At 30.2% G+C, this 17,300-nt stretch carries 16 protein-coding genes and 6 tRNA genes; 1 reads left to right on the top strand and 21 read right to left on the bottom strand.

The genetic code is table 4. The annotated features are described in order from the left end of the window. The first annotated feature begins 115 nt into the window (after positions 1 to 115). On the top strand, positions 116 to 487 hold the full coding sequence (locus JJE79_RS00620; RefSeq protein WP_222926573.1) for an HU family DNA-binding protein: 372 nt from the start codon (positions 116 to 118) through the stop codon (positions 485 to 487). Here the strand turns inward: JJE79_RS00620 and JJE79_RS00615 are convergent. The 21 genes from JJE79_RS00615 to fmt all read right to left on the bottom strand — a co-directional run bounded on the left by JJE79_RS00615 (position 459) and on the right by fmt (position 17,292). After that, a complete protein-coding gene (locus JJE79_RS00615) occupies positions 459 to 983 on the bottom strand; it encodes a Holliday junction resolvase RecU (protein ID WP_222926572.1) in 525 nt (174 codons plus the stop codon). The genes JJE79_RS00620 and JJE79_RS00615 overlap by 29 nt on opposite strands. A gap of 45 nt (positions 984 to 1,028) precedes the next feature. Further along, positions 1,029 to 1,514, bottom strand: coding sequence for a hypothetical protein (locus JJE79_RS00610; RefSeq protein WP_222926571.1), 486 nt, complete (start codon positions 1,512 to 1,514; stop codon positions 1,029 to 1,031). After that, complete coding sequence (locus tag JJE79_RS00605) at positions 1,495 to 1,965, bottom strand: RpiB/LacA/LacB family sugar-phosphate isomerase (RefSeq protein ID WP_222926570.1); 471 nt, start codon at positions 1,963 to 1,965, stop codon at positions 1,495 to 1,497. The genes JJE79_RS00610 and JJE79_RS00605 overlap by 20 nt, the downstream gene beginning before the upstream one ends. Before the next feature lie 88 nt (positions 1,966 to 2,053). Beyond that, entirely contained in the window at positions 2,054 to 2,608 is a 555-nt protein-coding gene (locus JJE79_RS00600; RefSeq protein WP_222926569.1) for an L-threonylcarbamoyladenylate synthase, read from the bottom strand. Next, a complete protein-coding gene (locus JJE79_RS00595) occupies positions 2,602 to 3,450 on the bottom strand; it encodes a HemK family protein methyltransferase (RefSeq protein WP_222926568.1) in 849 nt (282 codons plus the stop codon). The genes JJE79_RS00600 and JJE79_RS00595 overlap by 7 nt, the downstream gene beginning before the upstream one ends. 2 nt (positions 3,451 to 3,452) lie before the next feature. Further along, positions 3,453 to 4,535, bottom strand: a complete 1,083-nt coding sequence (gene prfA / locus JJE79_RS00590) for a peptide chain release factor 1 (RefSeq protein ID WP_222926567.1) — start codon at positions 4,533 to 4,535, stop codon at positions 3,453 to 3,455. Between the two features lie 82 nt (positions 4,536 to 4,617). Further along, positions 4,618 to 4,914: a 50S ribosomal protein L31 gene (gene rpmE / locus JJE79_RS00585; protein ID WP_222926566.1), complete on the bottom strand. Its 297-nt coding sequence runs from the start codon at positions 4,912 to 4,914 to the stop codon at positions 4,618 to 4,620. Between the two features lie 72 nt (positions 4,915 to 4,986). Then, the gene (locus JJE79_RS00580) at positions 4,987 to 6,474 is read right to left on the bottom strand and encodes an NADP-dependent glyceraldehyde-3-phosphate dehydrogenase (protein WP_222926565.1); all 1,488 of its coding nucleotides are present in this window, start codon (positions 6,472 to 6,474) and stop codon (positions 4,987 to 4,989) included. A 95-nt stretch (positions 6,475 to 6,569) separates the two neighbouring features. Continuing rightward, a complete protein-coding gene (locus JJE79_RS00575; protein WP_255565851.1) occupies positions 6,570 to 9,539 on the bottom strand; it encodes a glucose PTS transporter subunit IIA in 2,970 nt (989 codons plus the stop codon). Positions 9,540 to 9,592: 53 nt separating this feature from the next. Next, on the bottom strand, positions 9,593 to 9,862 hold the full coding sequence (locus tag JJE79_RS00570; protein WP_222926564.1) for an MPN207a family PTS transporter accessory protein: 270 nt from the start codon (positions 9,860 to 9,862) through the stop codon (positions 9,593 to 9,595). A gap of 410 nt (positions 9,863 to 10,272) precedes the next feature. Continuing rightward, positions 10,273 to 10,358, bottom strand: a tRNA-Leu gene (locus JJE79_RS00565). Positions 10,359 to 10,362: 4 nt separating this feature from the next. Continuing rightward, positions 10,363 to 10,438, bottom strand: a tRNA-Lys gene (locus tag JJE79_RS00560). A 3-nt stretch (positions 10,439 to 10,441) separates the two neighbouring features. Continuing rightward, positions 10,442 to 10,517 (bottom strand) — tRNA-Thr (locus tag JJE79_RS00555). Positions 10,518 to 10,520: 3 nt separating this feature from the next. Next, positions 10,521 to 10,596, bottom strand: a tRNA-Val gene (locus JJE79_RS00550). A 79-nt stretch (positions 10,597 to 10,675) separates the two neighbouring features. Then, positions 10,676 to 10,752: transfer RNA gene (locus JJE79_RS00545), tRNA-Glu, on the bottom strand. Between the two features lie 5 nt (positions 10,753 to 10,757). Continuing rightward, positions 10,758 to 10,832 (bottom strand) — tRNA-Asn (locus tag JJE79_RS00540). A 31-nt stretch (positions 10,833 to 10,863) separates the two neighbouring features. Beyond that, positions 10,864 to 11,565, bottom strand: coding sequence for a YebC/PmpR family DNA-binding transcriptional regulator (locus JJE79_RS00535; protein ID WP_222926563.1), 702 nt, complete (start codon positions 11,563 to 11,565; stop codon positions 10,864 to 10,866). Between the two features lie 6 nt (positions 11,566 to 11,571). Continuing rightward, a complete protein-coding gene (locus JJE79_RS00530) occupies positions 11,572 to 13,602 on the bottom strand; it encodes a hypothetical protein (protein ID WP_222926562.1) in 2,031 nt (676 codons plus the stop codon). 12 nt (positions 13,603 to 13,614) lie between these two features. After that, positions 13,615 to 14,103 (bottom strand): YhcH/YjgK/YiaL family protein, encoded by a 489-nt coding sequence (locus JJE79_RS00525; RefSeq protein ID WP_222926561.1) that lies wholly within the window; start codon positions 14,101 to 14,103, stop codon positions 13,615 to 13,617. 68 nt (positions 14,104 to 14,171) lie between these two features. Further along, entirely contained in the window at positions 14,172 to 16,340 is a 2,169-nt protein-coding gene (locus JJE79_RS00520) for a DUF2779 domain-containing protein (protein ID WP_222926560.1), read from the bottom strand. A gap of 4 nt (positions 16,341 to 16,344) precedes the next feature. Further along, a complete protein-coding gene (fmt, locus tag JJE79_RS00515) occupies positions 16,345 to 17,292 on the bottom strand; it encodes a methionyl-tRNA formyltransferase (protein WP_222926559.1) in 948 nt (315 codons plus the stop codon). Positions 17,293 to 17,300: the final 8 nt, after the last annotated feature.

Below are 17,300 nucleotides of genomic sequence, written 5' to 3'. Positions count from 1 at the left end.
TTATATACCACATTATATTAACAGATTTTAAGAAAAGATATAAATATTTTTAATCTATTACATAACTTGGTTTAAAAAATATTAAAATATTAACAATTATATTTGTACATAAAAAATGTTAACTAAATCAGAAATCTGCAAAATTATCGCTGAATGTACTGGGGCTAATCCTAAGTTGATAAAAGAATGCTTCCAAGTATATAGTGATTTGGTAAAAAAAGAAATTAAAACCGAAGGTCAAGTAAGATTACCTGAACTGGGAACTTTTAGAGTAACAATTGGTCGTGAACGAATTTCAGTTGATCCAATTACAGGGGCTCAAACAAGAATTCCACCTAAACCAAAGGTAAAGTTCCGTGCTGCTAAACCACTTAAAGAAGTTGCTTCAACAATTAAGTGAAAATACGTAAGTGAAGATGATGAATTATTACAACCTAAAAGAAAACCAAGAGGTTTTTTTAAGCAAAAGGAAGATGGCGATTACTAATCGCATTAATTCATTGTTCTAACCCTTCAAATATCCCGATTACACCAGGATAATATAGTTCTAATTCAATTGAATTAGCAACTATCCATTGATATTGAATTGTTTTTGATTCTTGATTTTTTAATCAAGAATCAATTTTTTTAATTGGGATCATATAGAACTTTTCTTTGGGAACTATTAGTAGCAAAATAAATGCTAAACCACCGTGTTGTCTTATTCTTCTTAAATGTTCTAATTGGTGGGTTTTAATATTACTTAATGAATAATTAAGCTTAGAGCTTTGTTTGGCATCAAAATCAAAGAAAAAACCTTTGTATAAACCATAATAATCCGTTTGGGTTTTTTCTTTCAATCAACCCGTTACTTTGGTATTAGCAAAGCTGTAAACATTAATTGGCAAATGACGTTTAAAAATTAGCCCTTTTGGGGCTAATTCATTATGTTTAATCGTATTGTTGATTAATGTTTCAAGAAACATTCCTCGATTTTGATGCATATAATGAATTATTTATTCAAGATATGTTTTTTTTATCAAAAAAGATTAAAGATTTTTATTAATTGGAATGTTGTTTGTATTCATGTTGGTTTCAGGGATCTTTACTGAACCTAAGAAATACATGTAAGAAGTGATTGTAAAGATGATTGCTAAAACAAAGCTTGTAATCGATGTCACTCCCAAAGCGATCCGCACATCACCAACAGCTTGATTGAATAATGGTGTAATTTCTAAATCAATTGTATTAATCTCATCAATTGAGGGTTCAACTAAACTAAATAAACCAGTACTGCTAACTTTTCTAATGAACTCTAATTTTTGTTGATCTGATGTTTCACTATCAAGAATTTCTTTGTAAGCAGCTCCACTTAAAGCAATGAACACCACTGCAATAAGCATAAAAATAATTGCTAATCCAAAGAATGCGTATGATTTTTTTCTGGCTGATTTTAGTTCTTCTGGAACAAGATTCAATTTAAAGTAATTTGCTTTAAGTGGATCTTTAGGTTTTTTATTTTTTATTTTTTTCATATTCACTAATTTTATTAACCCTTCTTTCGTGTCTTCCACCTTCAAATTCAGCACTTAAGAATCTTCTAAGAATCTCTTTTGATTCATCGATTGTTGTAATTCTTGCACCAATAACTAAAACATTGCATTTATCATGCTGAATTGCCAAGGCTGCATCCTTAGCTTCAAAAACTAATCCTGCTCTAACATTTTTAATTTTATTAGCAGCAATGCAAATTCCTACACCTGTTCCACAGATTGCAACCCCAATATTTGTTGAGTTTTCATCTTTGAAATAATCTTCTAACATAAAAGCAAAATCAGGGTAATCATCAGGAGCTGTTTCATCGTGAGAACCTAAATCAATTACTTCGAATTGATCATGGTATTCAGTTTTTAACATTCCGATTAATTCTTGTTTTAACAAAACACCCGTATGATCAGCTACTAATATGATTTTTCTTTTAGCCATAGTTATTTCTTATATTTAGGAATTACTCATTAATTATATTCTTATATTTTTTAATCATTAACTAGATCAATAGATTTTTAAAACCAATTTAAGAATTAATCGACATTGTTAGTAAGTATTGTTTTAATTCATTCGTTAGATCGCCTTCACGTAAAATTTGTTTTTTATCTAGATCATAGATTGTTGATCCTGTTGATGAATTAATACTACCCTTGATTAAAACTAAATCTTTTTGGTTTTTAAAGTATTCATCATTAGCATATTCTTGTCATGTTTTGTAAGGTTCATGATTGCTAATGTTAGCACTAGATGAGTAAATTTTACCGACGATTTTTAAGATTTTTAAAAATTCAGGTTGGTTTGGAATGCGATAACTTACACCATCTAAAATTAACGTTAATTTCCCTGGTCAAAATTTATTGGCTAACTTTAAAAATAATTCATCTTTAATTCCTGTTTGATATATGTCAGAACAAAAATAAATTAGTTTTTTATTTAAATCTCTTTTTTTTAATTCATAAATCTTATCTTTATTTTTACAAACCACACCATAAAGTGTATCTGTTGGGACAATTAATAATTTATCTGAATTAATAGCTTTAACAATTTCATCAAGGTCTTTTTTTATATCTAAGATTATCATTCAATAATAAAACCTCGCAATTTATCATTATCATCATTAAAGAATGATGCTTTATCACTTAAATTATATTCTTTTAATAATTGATTGATGCGATCATGAATGGGTTGAGCTAATTCCATTGCTAAAACTTTAATGTTGTGTTTTTTAGTTGTTAGATATTTAAACATTTCTTCATAAAAATAAGTTCCGTTGTTTTTGGCAAACAAAGCATTGAATGGTTCATAACTTATTTCTTTAATAAAGTTAGTTTTTAATTCTTCATCTAAGTATGGTGGGTTGATTATCACTGCATCAATTTCAACAGGTAATTGTTCAAAAATTTCTAAGTAATCTGCAACGTAAAATTTAACGCTTAATAAATTTTTTACAGCGTTAAAATTAGCTATTTTTACCGCAGATTTTGAAATATCTGAGCCATAAACATGGTATTTTGAATTATGCTTTTTAATACTTAATCCAATCAATCCTGAACCACAGCAAATATCTAAAACATTACTTACATCATTGCGTTTGTTAATGTGATCTAAAAACTTAAAAATTACTGGATTGGTATCATGTCTCGGAATCAAAACATTTTCATCAACATAAAGTTTTAAATCGTTAATTTCAACTTCTTTGATAATATATTCGACTGGGTATTGATCATGATAAATTCGATCACAATCTTTGATGAAGTCATCAAAATTAAAATCAATTACTTCATTCCTTAATGAGATTAGATCGGTTTTGTCATTAATTTTTTGAGAGTAATATTTGATTAATAAAAAAAATAATCAAGAATAGTTTTCTTGATATTTTTCGTAGTTTTTTGATAAATAATTAATTAATTCGTGAAAAGTCATGATTATTCATTCATGATTGATTTCATCTTTTCTTCTTGTTCTTTTGAACGTAAAGCATCAATCATTTCATCAATATCACCCATCATAAAACGATCAAGGTTATTAAGAGTCATATTAATACGGTGATCAGTTACACGGTTTTGTGGGTAGTTATATGTTCTGATTTTTTCAGCACGATCACCAGAACCTACTTGGTTTTTTCTTAATTCAGATAAAGCATCGTTTTGTTCTTTTTGAGCAGCTTCTCAAAGTTTTGAACGTAACATCTTCATGGCTGTTTCACGGTTAGCAATTTGTGACTTACCTTCTTGACAAGCAGCCACAATCCCTGTTGGAATGTGAGTAATACGCACAGCACTTTCAGTTCGATTAACGTGTTGACCACCAGCACCAGAAGCACGGTAGGTATCAATTCTTAGATCAGATGGGTTGATTTCAATTTCAACATCATCTTGTTGGGGTAATACAGCAACCGTAATTGTTGAAGTATGAACTCTTCCCTTAGCTTCTGTTGCTGGTACACGTTGTACACGGTGCACGCCTGATTCAAACTTCATTTTTGAATAAACATCTTCACCGTTGATTTCAAATGAAATAAAGCTATATCCAACTGATGTAGATAACATTTCAATAACATTGATCTTTCAACCTTGTTTTGAGCAATATTCTTTATATAAATCAAACATATTACCAACAAAGATTGAAGATTCATCACCACCAGCAGCAGGACGCATTTCAACGATAACTTCTTTATCATCGTTAGGGTCAGCTGGTAGTAATAAGATTTTTAGTTTATCTTCTAAATCTGGAATTTTGCTTTTAGCTTCATCTAGATCAATAATGGCTAATTCATGAAACTCTTTCATTGAGTTGTCATTAATTACTTTTTCAGCTTCTAGACCATTAATAACTAATTTATCGTAAATTTCAAAGGTTTCTAGCAATTGTTTTTTTTGTTTTAGTTCTTTATTAATTGCTTGAATTCTTTTAAAGTCATCAGATAAAGTTTCTAATTCTTTATTTAATTTATTAGCATTAGTTCGAATTGCTAATAAAGTTTCATACATCTGTTTATTGTATTCCATAGCTATATAGACAAAAATAAATAAAAAACAAACAATCCAAATTTAGCATTTGGCATTGTTTGTTTGATTAGTTATTAAGGTTTTATAAATCTTTAAGAGATTTAGATTTGTCGTTTGATTTTTTAACTGAAGCTTTTTTGTCAACTTCTGGTTTTTTAGTCATGTGAGTTTTACCTTGGTTGAATTTACCTGATAATTTTTCAGCACGACCTTTAACTACTTGTTGAGTAGTTTCACCAATATAGAAGCTGTGGCAGTGGCTGCATACATCCATTGGAACTTCTTTAGCTTTAATTACTGACAAAAGTTCGAACTTAGTATTACAAGAAGAACATAAAAAAGCCACTTTATTTAATGTTGGATGAATATCTTTTTTCATTTTTATATTTTAATAAACCTTAATATTATTCTGACTTTATATAAAAGTGTCCTTAATATTATATATTAAAAATTATTCATTATAAATAAAACCTTTATAACGAGTCACTGATAAAATCGTATCAGTAATACCTTGAACACCCACACCTGAGTCTTTAACCCCTAAGAATGGGAAGATGTCAGGACCTCTTGAAGAAGAACGGTTTCAGTTTATTGTTCCTGCTTCTAGTTTTGGTGCAATTTCTTCAAATTTAGATTTTGAAGTTGTAAAAATACTTGCTTGAAGACCGTACTGTGATTCGTTGTGTAATCTGATCATTTCTGCATCATCTTTAACACGAATGATTGGTAAGATTGGACCAAATGGTTCTTCTCATGCTACACGCATATCTGGTGTAACTTTATCTAATAAAATCGCATCAATTCAGTTATTTTCAAAAGTTCCGCCTAGGACAACTTCTGCTTTTTTAGATACTGCGTCTTCGTATAGTTCTTTAATAAAATCAGCAGCCGATTTATCAATTACTGGTACTAATGAAGGGTTATCAATTGGATTACCTAATTGTAATTTTTTGACTTCTTCTTTCATTAATTGGATAAATTCGTCAGCATCTTGTTCTTTAACAAAAACACGTTTGATTGCTGTACAACGTTGTCCAGAGTAACTAAAAGCACCCTTAACGATTTCTTTAGGAGTACTATTACGGTCATAATCGCTTAATACTAAAGCTCCGTCTTTACCACCTAATTCTAATGAAATGTTACCAACAGCAGATTGTTTTAATAATGCCAATCCTACAGGTGTACTACCTGTAAATGAAATGCTTTTAATGTGTTTGTTGGTATTTAATTTATCACCAATCTCACGACCTAAACCAACAACACATTGCACAACTCCTGGATCAAAACCAGCTTCTTTGAACACTTGTGCCATTCTAATTCCCACAATTGCAGCTTGAGTTGCTACTTTATAAACTACTGTATTACCAGCAATTAATGTTGGGATCATTTTTGATAATGGTGTATTTAGTGGGTAATTTCATGGAGAAATATTTAATGCTACACCTAATGGTTCTCTTGTGAATTTTCCAGTTTTGTTTTTAACTTTATGAACATCTTCGCCAATAACTAATGGGTTATTGATCATGTTTTCATAAACTTTAACTGTGTCATAAATATAAATAATTGAACGTTCAACTTCAGTTAAAGATTCTTTGTAAGCTTTTGCAATATTATCTGCTAATAAACAAGCAAATTCTTCTTTGTATTTTTCTAATAACTCTGCAAACTTCAGAATTTTGTTTTTACGATATTCGTATGGTTGTTTTGATCAAATTTTAAAAGCTTCATTTGCTTTTTCATAAGCATCATCAATTTCAGCACCAGTCATTCCGTAGAATGATCCGCTTACTTCATTATCAATTGGTGATTTAATTTCTACTAACTTACTAGAGCCAACAAACTCATTGTTGATCATACCTTTTAGGTTTTGGTATTTATCTTTGAAGTCAAAACCGCTGCCATCGCAGACATGTTTTTTAATACAGTTACTTCCACTCATAATTTTGTTTTTTAAATTGTTATTACTTATATTTAAAAATAAAAAAAATAAAGTGCAATTAATGCACTCTATTTTAAATTTTATTATGTGATCAATTAATTCTTTTTAATTAATTTGAATAAGATATCACCTACATTAACTTTATCACCAGGTTTTTTAACTAGTTGAATGTCATAGTTGGCTAGTGTTTCAGTTAAAGCTAAAACTGGGGTTGAAGTTTTTAGTTCTTTCTTCTTGATTAATTCTAAGTTAGCCTTAACAATTGGTGAGTTTTTGTATGTTACTTGATCACCTGATTTGGCAAACATTGCAAAACCAATTAAGTTGCTTGTATCAGAATTGTTTGAGTTTAGTGAAACTGTATCAATTCCGATGTGAATTAACACCTTAGCACCTTTTGATTCAAAGAAGTATGCGTGTCCTGTGTTGTAAGCTAATTCTAATTTACCACTTACAGGGGCATAGAACATTTCATCATCTGGTTCAATACTTACACCATCACCCATCATCTTACCAGCAAATGAAGGATCAGGTAATTTAGCTAAGTCACTTACCACACCTTTAACTGGGCTGTATACTTCAACAACTTCTGAGTCTTCCTTATCTACTTCTGGAGATGCTTTTGGCATTGAAGGGTCGATTTCTTTAGTTTTTTCGTCTTCAATAGGGAATACTGGATCTGGACCAATTCACTTATTAGGTGTTGGGGCAGGAGTAGGTTTTACAGTTACAGTTGGTGTATGAGTTGCAGTTGGTGTAGGAGTTGGAGCAGGTTTTTCAACTGGAGTTGGAGTAGGAGCAGGAGTTTGAGCTGGTTTTTCAGCTTTTGTTGGATTTAGTGCTGCTCTTGGTGTGTCATCGATGTATTCTGGATCAGTGTTTGGTTCTTGTTTAGTTGGTTTAGGTTCTTCAACTTTTGGTTCATCTGTTGATTTTATTACTGATTTGATTTCTGAATCATCATAACCATCAGATAACATCTTCAACATATTTGATTTAATTAAGTCAGCTTCACCACCATAAACAGCATGAACTAATGTATCACTGATTGCATAAGTTCCCACAGAACCTAATGCATTTACTCTATCAAAGTCAACTTCTTTCTTATCTTTAACAGATACTCTTAACTTAGTAGCACAAGCATTAACAGCTGTAATGTTATCAGCACCACCGAATGCTTCAATTAATTGGTAAGAAGTTAATTGAAGAGCAGTTACTTTACCAGTAGCTTTGTTTTGTTTAGATTCAAGTTTTTCTTTGTAATCAGCTTTTGTGTATAACTTATTACCACCACGTCCAGGTGTTTTCAGATCAAATTTCTTAATGAAGAAGTAGAAGGCAAAGAAGTAAATTGGAATGTAGAATAATCCAATCACAATTGGAATTCAGCTTCTTACGTCTTGTCCAGTTCCGTCTGGTAAGAAACCATAGATACCAAGGTCGATTAAACCACCAGAGAATGTTTGTCCGATGTTACCACCAGCTAGTGTTGTTAATCAGAATGAGATCGCACACATAATTGCGTGGAATCCTCAGAATAATCAAGGAGCTAAGAACAAGAATGTGAATTCGATTGGTTCTGTAATACCAGTTAGTAATGAAGTGAAACCAGCTGATAGCACCATTGATGCAGCGTATTTTCTTTGATCCTTAGGAGCAGCCATAACCATAGCTACAGCAGCAGCAGGAAGACCAAAGATCATGAATGCATATTTACCTTGTGAATATTGACCAGGGTTTACACCAGGGAAAGCAGCAACGAATGTATCAGTATTTTGAACTTTATATGGAAGACCAGTTGATTGAATTGCATCTCTCAACTGCATAGCATTCAATCCATCAACACCAGCAATAGCAGCAGGAATGTTTAAAGTTGATTGACCAAATGTTTTAAATGTAAGTTGGTAAGCTTGTTTTTGACCTGTTAAATAAACTCATTTACCCGCAAATAGTGAGTTAATTGAGAATCATATCTTTTGGTCACCCTCAAGAGCATCACTTGTTAATTTAGGGTCTGGGTTTAAAGCTCTAAGAACTTCATTTCAGTTAGCAAAATTTCTTAATTGATCAACGTTTGAAGCTAATTCTTTTTGACCAGCTTCAGCCTTAGAAATACCATTAATTAAATAAACATAAGTCTGACCAGTCTCTGGGTCCATTGCTTGAATTAACGGAATAACACCACTCTCACCAGTTGAAACAATATTAGAAATACTACCACCAGCAGATGAATATCATAAAGGAGCATAGAAAGCGTGGTGAAGACCAAACGGCACTAACGCTCTTTCAATATAACCAAAGATTAATGAGTTTGTATTACCCTTAGCAGCTAATAATCCTAATCCTTTTCCAATTTCATTAAGTCCAAGACCAATACCAGGTCAAACCATTAAGAATAGAATAGCGATAGGAGCCATTGCTAATGAAGTAACGATTGGAACAAAACGGTTACCGTTAAAGAAACCAATAATTTTAGGTAATTGGATTGTGTGGTATTTGTTGTAGAATCATGCAGATAATGCACCGATAATAATACCACCAAATACAGATGTGTTTAAAGATTTAATCCCAACGTTATCATTTAATACTTGAATTGGAATCTTATATCAGTATAAAGTATTGAAATATTGAGCAGTTTTTACGAAAACTTCTGGGTCACCATTGATCGTAATATCATGATTAGTAGAAGGAACAACAATTAATGCGTTTTGGAAACCATTAAATGTTAACCACGCAACAAACGCAGTAAACCCAGCAATCCCTGATTGATTAGAGAATGCTACGGCTATCGCAATTGCAAATAAAACTGGTAAATTACCAAAAATAAAGTTACCACCGTTTTTTAAGAATGCTGCAAACATCTTAACACCTTGGTCGGTAACGTTGTTATCGATAGCTGAACCAATACCCAGTAATAACCCAGCGATAGGTAATACAGCGATTGGAATCATCAACCCGCTTGATAACTTACCAATTACTTCTTTAGACTTAGCACGAAAATCTTTGAAGGTCATTCTTTTCTTTTTCGTACCTTGTCCTCGTAATTGAGAACTAGTTGAAGCCATTTTTATATTTTCCTAATTTTTTAATTTATTTATATTTATTATTCTGTTTTAGTTTATTTCATGCCTGCAATCTCAGTAAAGCCATAAACTGCAAACATAAAAAAAATTATACCCAGCACAAACATTAGATAACCACCATTCTTTTCTCACCACGTTAAATTAACGGTGTTTTTTGCTCCTGAAAAACCAATGGATGGTGCGTTGGACATTAATTTCTTTCTTTTTATAAACAGATATATTGATAATCCTCAAAGAATCAAACAAATAACGACACAAGCAATACTTGCTCCAAGATAAACTTGCATTTTTAAAGTTCATTCCATAACAGTTAAATTGTCCAATTCTTCACCATAATATTATAGTTTTTTATTTTTAGGTCAATGAGAAATTTGTAAATAGAAAAAATATTGTCTGCAAAATTTTAATCAAACTTGTATGTTTCTTATTGACAATATCGTTTTTTATGGTTAAATATGCGCTTAAAAATAAAAAACCTTGAAACAATTTTGTTTCAAGGAAGTGTAAAAAAATTGTTACGAATTGATATTAAAATCTTGTTAATATCTCTTCATTGAATAAAAAATCTTGAAGTAGCACTTCAAGATTCATATGATACAAATAAATATTAAAGGAGTATTGACCTAAGCGGTCGTTTTTTTAGCGGTACTTTGTATCACATACTAATCTTTAATAAGATTACCGCTAATGAAAGTCACACACTATGTGTTAATAATGGTGCACCCGAAGGGACTTGAACCCCCACGTCGTAAAGACACTAGATCCTAAGTCTAGCGCGTCTGCCAGTTCCGCCACGAGTGCAACATGGTGCTCCTTGAGGGGATCGAACCCACGACCCAGTGATTAAGAGTCACTTGCTCTACCGTCTGAGCTAAAGAAGCTTATGGTGCCGACTATAGGAATTGAACCTACAACCTACTGATTACAAGTCAGTTGCTCTGCCGATTGAGCTAAGTCGGCGCATGGTGGAGTGTGAGGGGATCGAACCCCCGACCCTATGCTTGTAAGGCATATGCTCTCCCACCTGAGCTAACACTCCATAATGCTAAGAAGGTTATCCTTAGCATGATTTACCTTATAAATAAAGCAAATCGGTTTTCTAAAAATTAATAAATTAATGGTGACGCGTACGGGATTCAAACCCGTGAATGCACGCGTGAAAGGCGTGTGTGTTAAGTCACTTCACCAACGCGCCATAAATGGCGGCCACAATAGGATTCGAACCTATGACCAACCGGTTAACAGCCGGTTGCTCTACCACTGAGCTATGTGGCCTTAATCTATGCCTTTAAAATTATATCACAATTTATTCGTTATTAGCAACCAATCATTGAATATCGTCATCATTTTCACATGAAGCGACGAATCTTTCGAATAATTCGTTTTGTTCAGATGATAAAGAAACGTAAGATAATGGCACTAATTTTAGTTCAGAGTGATGTAGTTTAAATCCAGCAGCTTCTAGTTTTTTCTTAACTTCATAATAAGAATTTGGTGCGGTAATAATTTCATAACCATCATCGTCTGAATTAATGTCAATTAATTCGTAATCAATTAATAAATCTAATAATGATTCTTCATGATAGTTATTCAAGTCAGTTAAAATAATCCCTTGTTGTTGGAAATTAATCTTTACACTATTAGGTTTAGCCAACGTCCCTTTTAGTTTTGAAATATAACCATTTAATGAAGAAATCACACGGTTAGGATTATCACTTAATGTTCTAACAATAATTCCTAAACCATTTGGTCCATAAATTTCATATTCTGCTTCAGTTAAATTTTCATCATCCTTATTAGAACCAAAGATATTGCGGTTAATTGATTCTTTAGATAAGTTGTAAGTTAAAGCTTTATCAATTGCAGCCTTAAGACGGTAGTTAGTTTCTGGATCAGTTCCACCAACCTTAACAGCGGCCTTGATTTCTTTAGCTAGTTTTTGTCATAACTTTGCATTAGATTGTTGTTTTTTATTAATTTGATTAGCAATTAAATGTTTTCGTGGCATCTTTATTTATTTCTTTGAATTATCAACGATTTGTTTTCAACGCTTTTTAGCTTGTCTAAACTTCTTATAATTATAAATAATAAAAATCAACATAAAAATGATGATCATTAATAAAATAACAACGATGCTAACAGTAAAGATCGGAACTTCGTTATCTTGTTCTTGTTCATCATTTAATATTTTGTTAATCATATTAAATCGTTGAATCGGATCATAATCTGTGTAGTTATTATTGCTAAAAAAACTCGAAGAATTTATTAAATTCTGATTATTAAATCCATTATCAATTGTTTGGTTAATTAACTCAATTCCAGCATTAACATAATTGATATTTCTTACGTTGTAATAATCATGCGGATTGTTACGATTTAATAGTTCAAAATCATCAATCAAGAATGTTGATGGCACAGGGTAATTATTAACATCTCTGATTGTTTCATTAATTGTGTCTTTGTTCGTATCAGTTTCAGTTGATAAGTAGTTATATATATCTAAAACATTTTCATCATTTAGATTAATACCACCAACATAGATTTTCTTATTGTTATCTATACCTCTTTTATAACGATTAAACAGTTCATAATATAAGAAATAAGCTGATACAGGTTTGGTGTAAATAATTGATAAATTATTTAAATCCAATAGGTTTTGGAACTCATCAAAGCGTTCTTTAAAACCATCAAACCCAGGGTTGGTGACATAGATGAAATTGTATTTATCATTGTTGGCTGAAAACTTCTTATAAAAAGTTTTAATTAATGCTTGGTATTCATCATACTTCCACTTATTAATCGTATTAGTTAATGAAATATCGCCCTTGGTTAATTTGGTTGTTGCAATTGGTTCGATGAATAAAAAAGTATCTTTATTATCGCTAAAAATTGATTTATTCTTATAAAAAAAGTCTTCTGGATTATATTGATCAGTTAATAAAAAGATATTAAGAAATTCCTTAATTAATTTTTTAATTTTTTCTGGATCATTAATAATTCTCTTAAAAAAACGATCATAGTTTTTTTCATAATAATGAACTTTTAGTTGTAAGTTTTCATCAATTTGTTGATTATCATTTCAACTATAAGCAAGACCATCATAAAAACTAAATTTTTCTTCGCGATAAACAAGTTCATATAAACTTGAACGATTAAATGTTTCTAGATCTTCTTTACTTCTAGGATCATCTAAAAAACCACCATTTTCATTTTTCTGTTCATCAAGTGGTTTAAATGATTCTGGAAAAATTGAATCATATGTCAATTCATAATCAGCCATCAATCTTTGGTTGCTTTTGGTTTTTAAATCATCCAAAATTGATTCTTGATAACTATCAAAAAAAGTTGATCTTAAATAGTTGGTATTACTAATCACATGAAACTTATGAACATAAGCCAAGAAGTTAAATAGTTCATTGTTTTGCGATTGCGTTTCTCAAATTGTGGTTAATAATTCTGGTGATAAAAATACATCAAATAATAGATGTTTACTTCATTTTTCACTGGTATTTTTTAAATATTTATCATGATAATAAACACGTAAAAAATCCAAGAATCTTAAAACATTAGATGTGGTGTAGCTAATGTTAGTTTCTTTATCAAACGGGTGACTATTATAAGAATTAATAATTGATTTATTATTAACCTGATCTGGGTAGTTTTGGCTAAATCAATTATCAAGTCTAGATGCTATATTAACACTAAATTCTTGATCATTAACTGTTTGTTGTTGGTATAAAAAAACAACTGGGCTATATTGATCATCTGCTCTTTCATCACTAATAAAATATTGAGCAATTATTAATGAAGATAAAATCGATTCGTAATTATCATTAGTTAAAAAAACTTTTATTGTTCTATTTTCTGCTGTTTGTTTAAGATCATCATAAAACGGTTTTGGGCTTTTATTAACTACAGTATCAGCTTTTAAGCTAATAAATTGATCAATATTATCTTTTATTGGCGAAGCAATATTTAGGTTAAATAAACCTAAAAAAGCAACTAAAATAATTGAAAAGAATTTAGTAATTTTGTTTTTGAGCATCTAGTTTATATCTTATGAACATCTAAATTTAAAGATGTATTTAATTATATTATCTGAAGGTTTTTCAGAAACCCTTGGGGCATGTAAATCACCAGGTAAAAAGACAACAAATGAATTTTTTGAAGGCACTAATCGATTGTTTGAAACCTTGTCACTAGTTGTGTCTGAAACATAAAAAGCAACATCCTTTTCTTCATTATATGGGATTTCAACTTTCATGTTTTTGCTATCTTCTTCGTGTTGTGAAAAATAAATTTCACCTGGTTCAAACACAATATGAACATCACCATATTTTTTATGTAATTCATATCGAACTTGGGTTTTTTCATAAACAACTGAATCCATAACATTAAGGTATAAATCTTTACCTTCAATCTCATGAATACCAATCTTTAGTTTTGATAAATCATAATTATGATCTTCTAAAAATTGTTGAATTTTTACGAAATATTTGCTGATGCTAAAGTATTTTTTAAAATTTTCTAATTTGTCATAAATCATAATTATGTCTCCGTAAATGTTATTAAGTTCTATTTAATATTATTGTAATTATTAAAAGCTAAAAAACATTAATTAGATGCTAATAAATCACGAATATAGTGTTCCACTGCAACCATTGATCGCACGTCGTTTTCACAATAAGTGGCTAAATCAACTTTAATTTCATCTCATTCTTGATCACTAACTAAACCTAAGAAACGTTTAGCTGTTAGTTTTTGAGCAATATCACCACGGCGAACATTTAAGGTTGCATAATCAACAGCTTTTGCTTGTTTACGGTTTTTATCTGTTGTTAATAATAAAACCTTTTTGATTGACGAAAAGCCGTTTAGCGATCTAACTACTAACAATTTGTTATGTAAATTGAAGAATATTGCTAAATCAAATAGGTTTTCATCAATCTCTCTTACTTTAGCAAAAAAGTCAGTATTTAAATCTTCTTTATTATTAAATGCATCTGGATAGTATTTTTTAAATCGTTCAATGTATGAAGCCATTTCATACAATCTTGATCGTTCAAAAGTTGCATTATAAACAACATAACTATAATCAGGTCCTTGATGTAAATCATTAATAATTTTAATGAACCAATTTACATCTAATTTTTGCGGATCAATTACATCGTTAAAACATACTAAATCAGTGCCATCATTTTTATCAATAATATACGAATTTTGCGTAACAATTTGCATATTTGGCAGCACATCATCCATTGGTGCAAAAAGGTGACAAATACTTTCAAAATCGAAATAAACTTTCTTATCTTTTAATTTAGCAAATTCCTGTCTTGCTTGATCATAAACATAAGTATCTCTTATTTCTGGTTTATAAACTTTTTTGTATGTTTCAAAATAATTTGTTGGTTTTAGTGTTTCATGGTTAGCTGAAACATAATTCATAAAGTCAGCAATTGAAAAAGGCTGATGTTTTTGGTTTTCTAACGGGAAGAATAAATGACTGTTTTTATCAAAAAACTTCGTATTATTAAAGACATTACCACTTAATAAAAATGGTTCGAAATATTTTTTACCTAGTGCATATTTAATCACTGTCGCATTCATATTATCAAAGAATGGACTTCAGTATTGATTAGATATTTCTAGTTTCATTGTGCTTGATTGTTCAATTGTTAACAATTCATCAAACACTGTATTAAAAGCATTTCTTACTTCTAATAAATCTTCTGTTTGAAACTTATAAATTTTCTTTTCTTCTTTGTTATTTTGATCAAATTCTACGGTAAATAAGTCTAATAAATCAACAAATGGTGGTTGTGCTGATGAATTTAATTCAGCATAATCTTTACTTAATTCATAATAACCACTTCGTTTAAATTTTGCCTTACCATCAATTAAATCTCGATCAAAATAATCCTTATTTTTAGGTAAAGCATCTTTTAGTGGTTTGGTAAGTGGCGCACCAGATTTGCTGAAGCAAATATAATTTGTTGTCGTAAAATGAACATCATTTCTTTTAGATAAACCGTATTTAACCAAAACAATGTTTCATTCAGAGATTTCATAACCTAATGTTGTAAGAATTTGAAAGTCATAATAATAACTAACAACATCTTTTCTTTTTGTTCCAGTTGAGTTTTTTAAAGTGTATAAATTGGCTCTAATTCTATTAGAATTACTAATTGCTTCAAACAATATTCCCTGAACTGATGTTTGTAAATAATAATTCGGTTTTTCATTAAGATAAACACCGTTAAGAATTAACAATTTTGACGAAGAATAATCGTGATTTTTGATAATTTCATGAAGTCTAGCACTTGAAACAATTGGTGTTTTAGCAAACTCACTAAAATCAATAATTCTAAGAATTGTTTGGTTTTCTTTTTTATCAAAAACATCAACACAAACTATATCTTCAATTTGCTTTTGTTGATACTCAATATTGTCATCAGACAAATTACCATAATCAGTTTCTTGAACTAAGATTTTTCTTTTAATATATTCATTAGCTTTTTCTCTTAGTTTGGTAATTTCAAAAATAAGCGGTTCGTCTGTTGTTTTTTCTTCTTGAGTTAAGAAGTCAATTTTATCAAAGTCAATTAATGTGGGTTGTTCATCCTCTAAAGTTTCTTGTAAATCATCATAATTATCATTACTTAAACCTAGTTCTGATTGAACTAATGAAATAATTTCTGTGTCATTAAATCTTCATAAAGATTTAGGACGAGTGAATGTATTTAAAAAATCAGTTTTTTTAAAGATTGTTTTTTGACTGCTCATAGTTTTATTCAAATTTGTGATTTAGTTTAAATAATAAGTTTCCATTAATTGATTGTTTGATGTCAGCTACTTTTTTAGATGGTAATAAGTATTTAGTAATAGCAATACTACCTTTTTTTAGATAAACATAAATTCCTGTTGCATCAATTTTATAAATCAAACCAACTAATTCATCATTGTTAATTGTTTGATTATCAATTATTTTTGCGTGTGCAATTTTTACTCGTTGATTGTCATAAATAAGATAACCACCAGGAGTAGATCACAATCCTTTTTGTCAGTTGACAAAACTGGCTGCATCTAGTGATAAATCTAAATGTTCTTCTTCTTTTTTAATGTTTAAACCTAATGTAAATTGATCATGATTTTGTTCAATTGGTTTTAGGTTTTTTTCAAAAATATTTTTAATTGTTGAAATTAAAAAATGTGGAGATTTTGCGATAATTTCTGCATTTAAATCATCATGGTTCCAATCAGGATTGATATCTAAATCTAGTTGTGCATACATTGGTCCGTGATCCATTTTTTCATCCAACTTCATGATTGAAATTGCTGTCTTATCAAAGCCATTAATAATCGCGTGGTGGATCGGTGCACCACCTCTTAATAAAGGTAATTTTGATGGATGAACATTCAAGATTCCATCAGGAAATAATTCTAAAACTTGCTTGGGAATAAATTGACCATAAGCAATGCATACCCCAAGATCTAAATTCATTTGTTTTAATTCTTCATAAAACATTGATAGTTTTTCTGGTTGATGCAGCACTAAATTTTGCTCCAAGCAAAATTGTTTAACTGGATTTAATTTATTCTTTTTATTTCTTAAATCAACACGATCTGGTGGTGCTATGATCGCTATAATATCAAAAGAATTATCACTTAGCAGTGCTTTTAAGCACGCTAGGGATAATTCTGTTGTTCCAAAAAAGGCAATTCGTTTTTTATCCATTTTTAGTC

It is taken from the genome of Mycoplasma sp. E35C, assembly GCF_019873825.1.
GTDB lineage: Bacteria > Bacillota_I > Bacilli_A > Mycoplasmatales > Mycoplasmoidaceae > Mycoplasmoides.
Note: the sequence above shows the minus strand (reverse complement) of the source record. Positions and strands in the feature narration are given on the sequence as shown.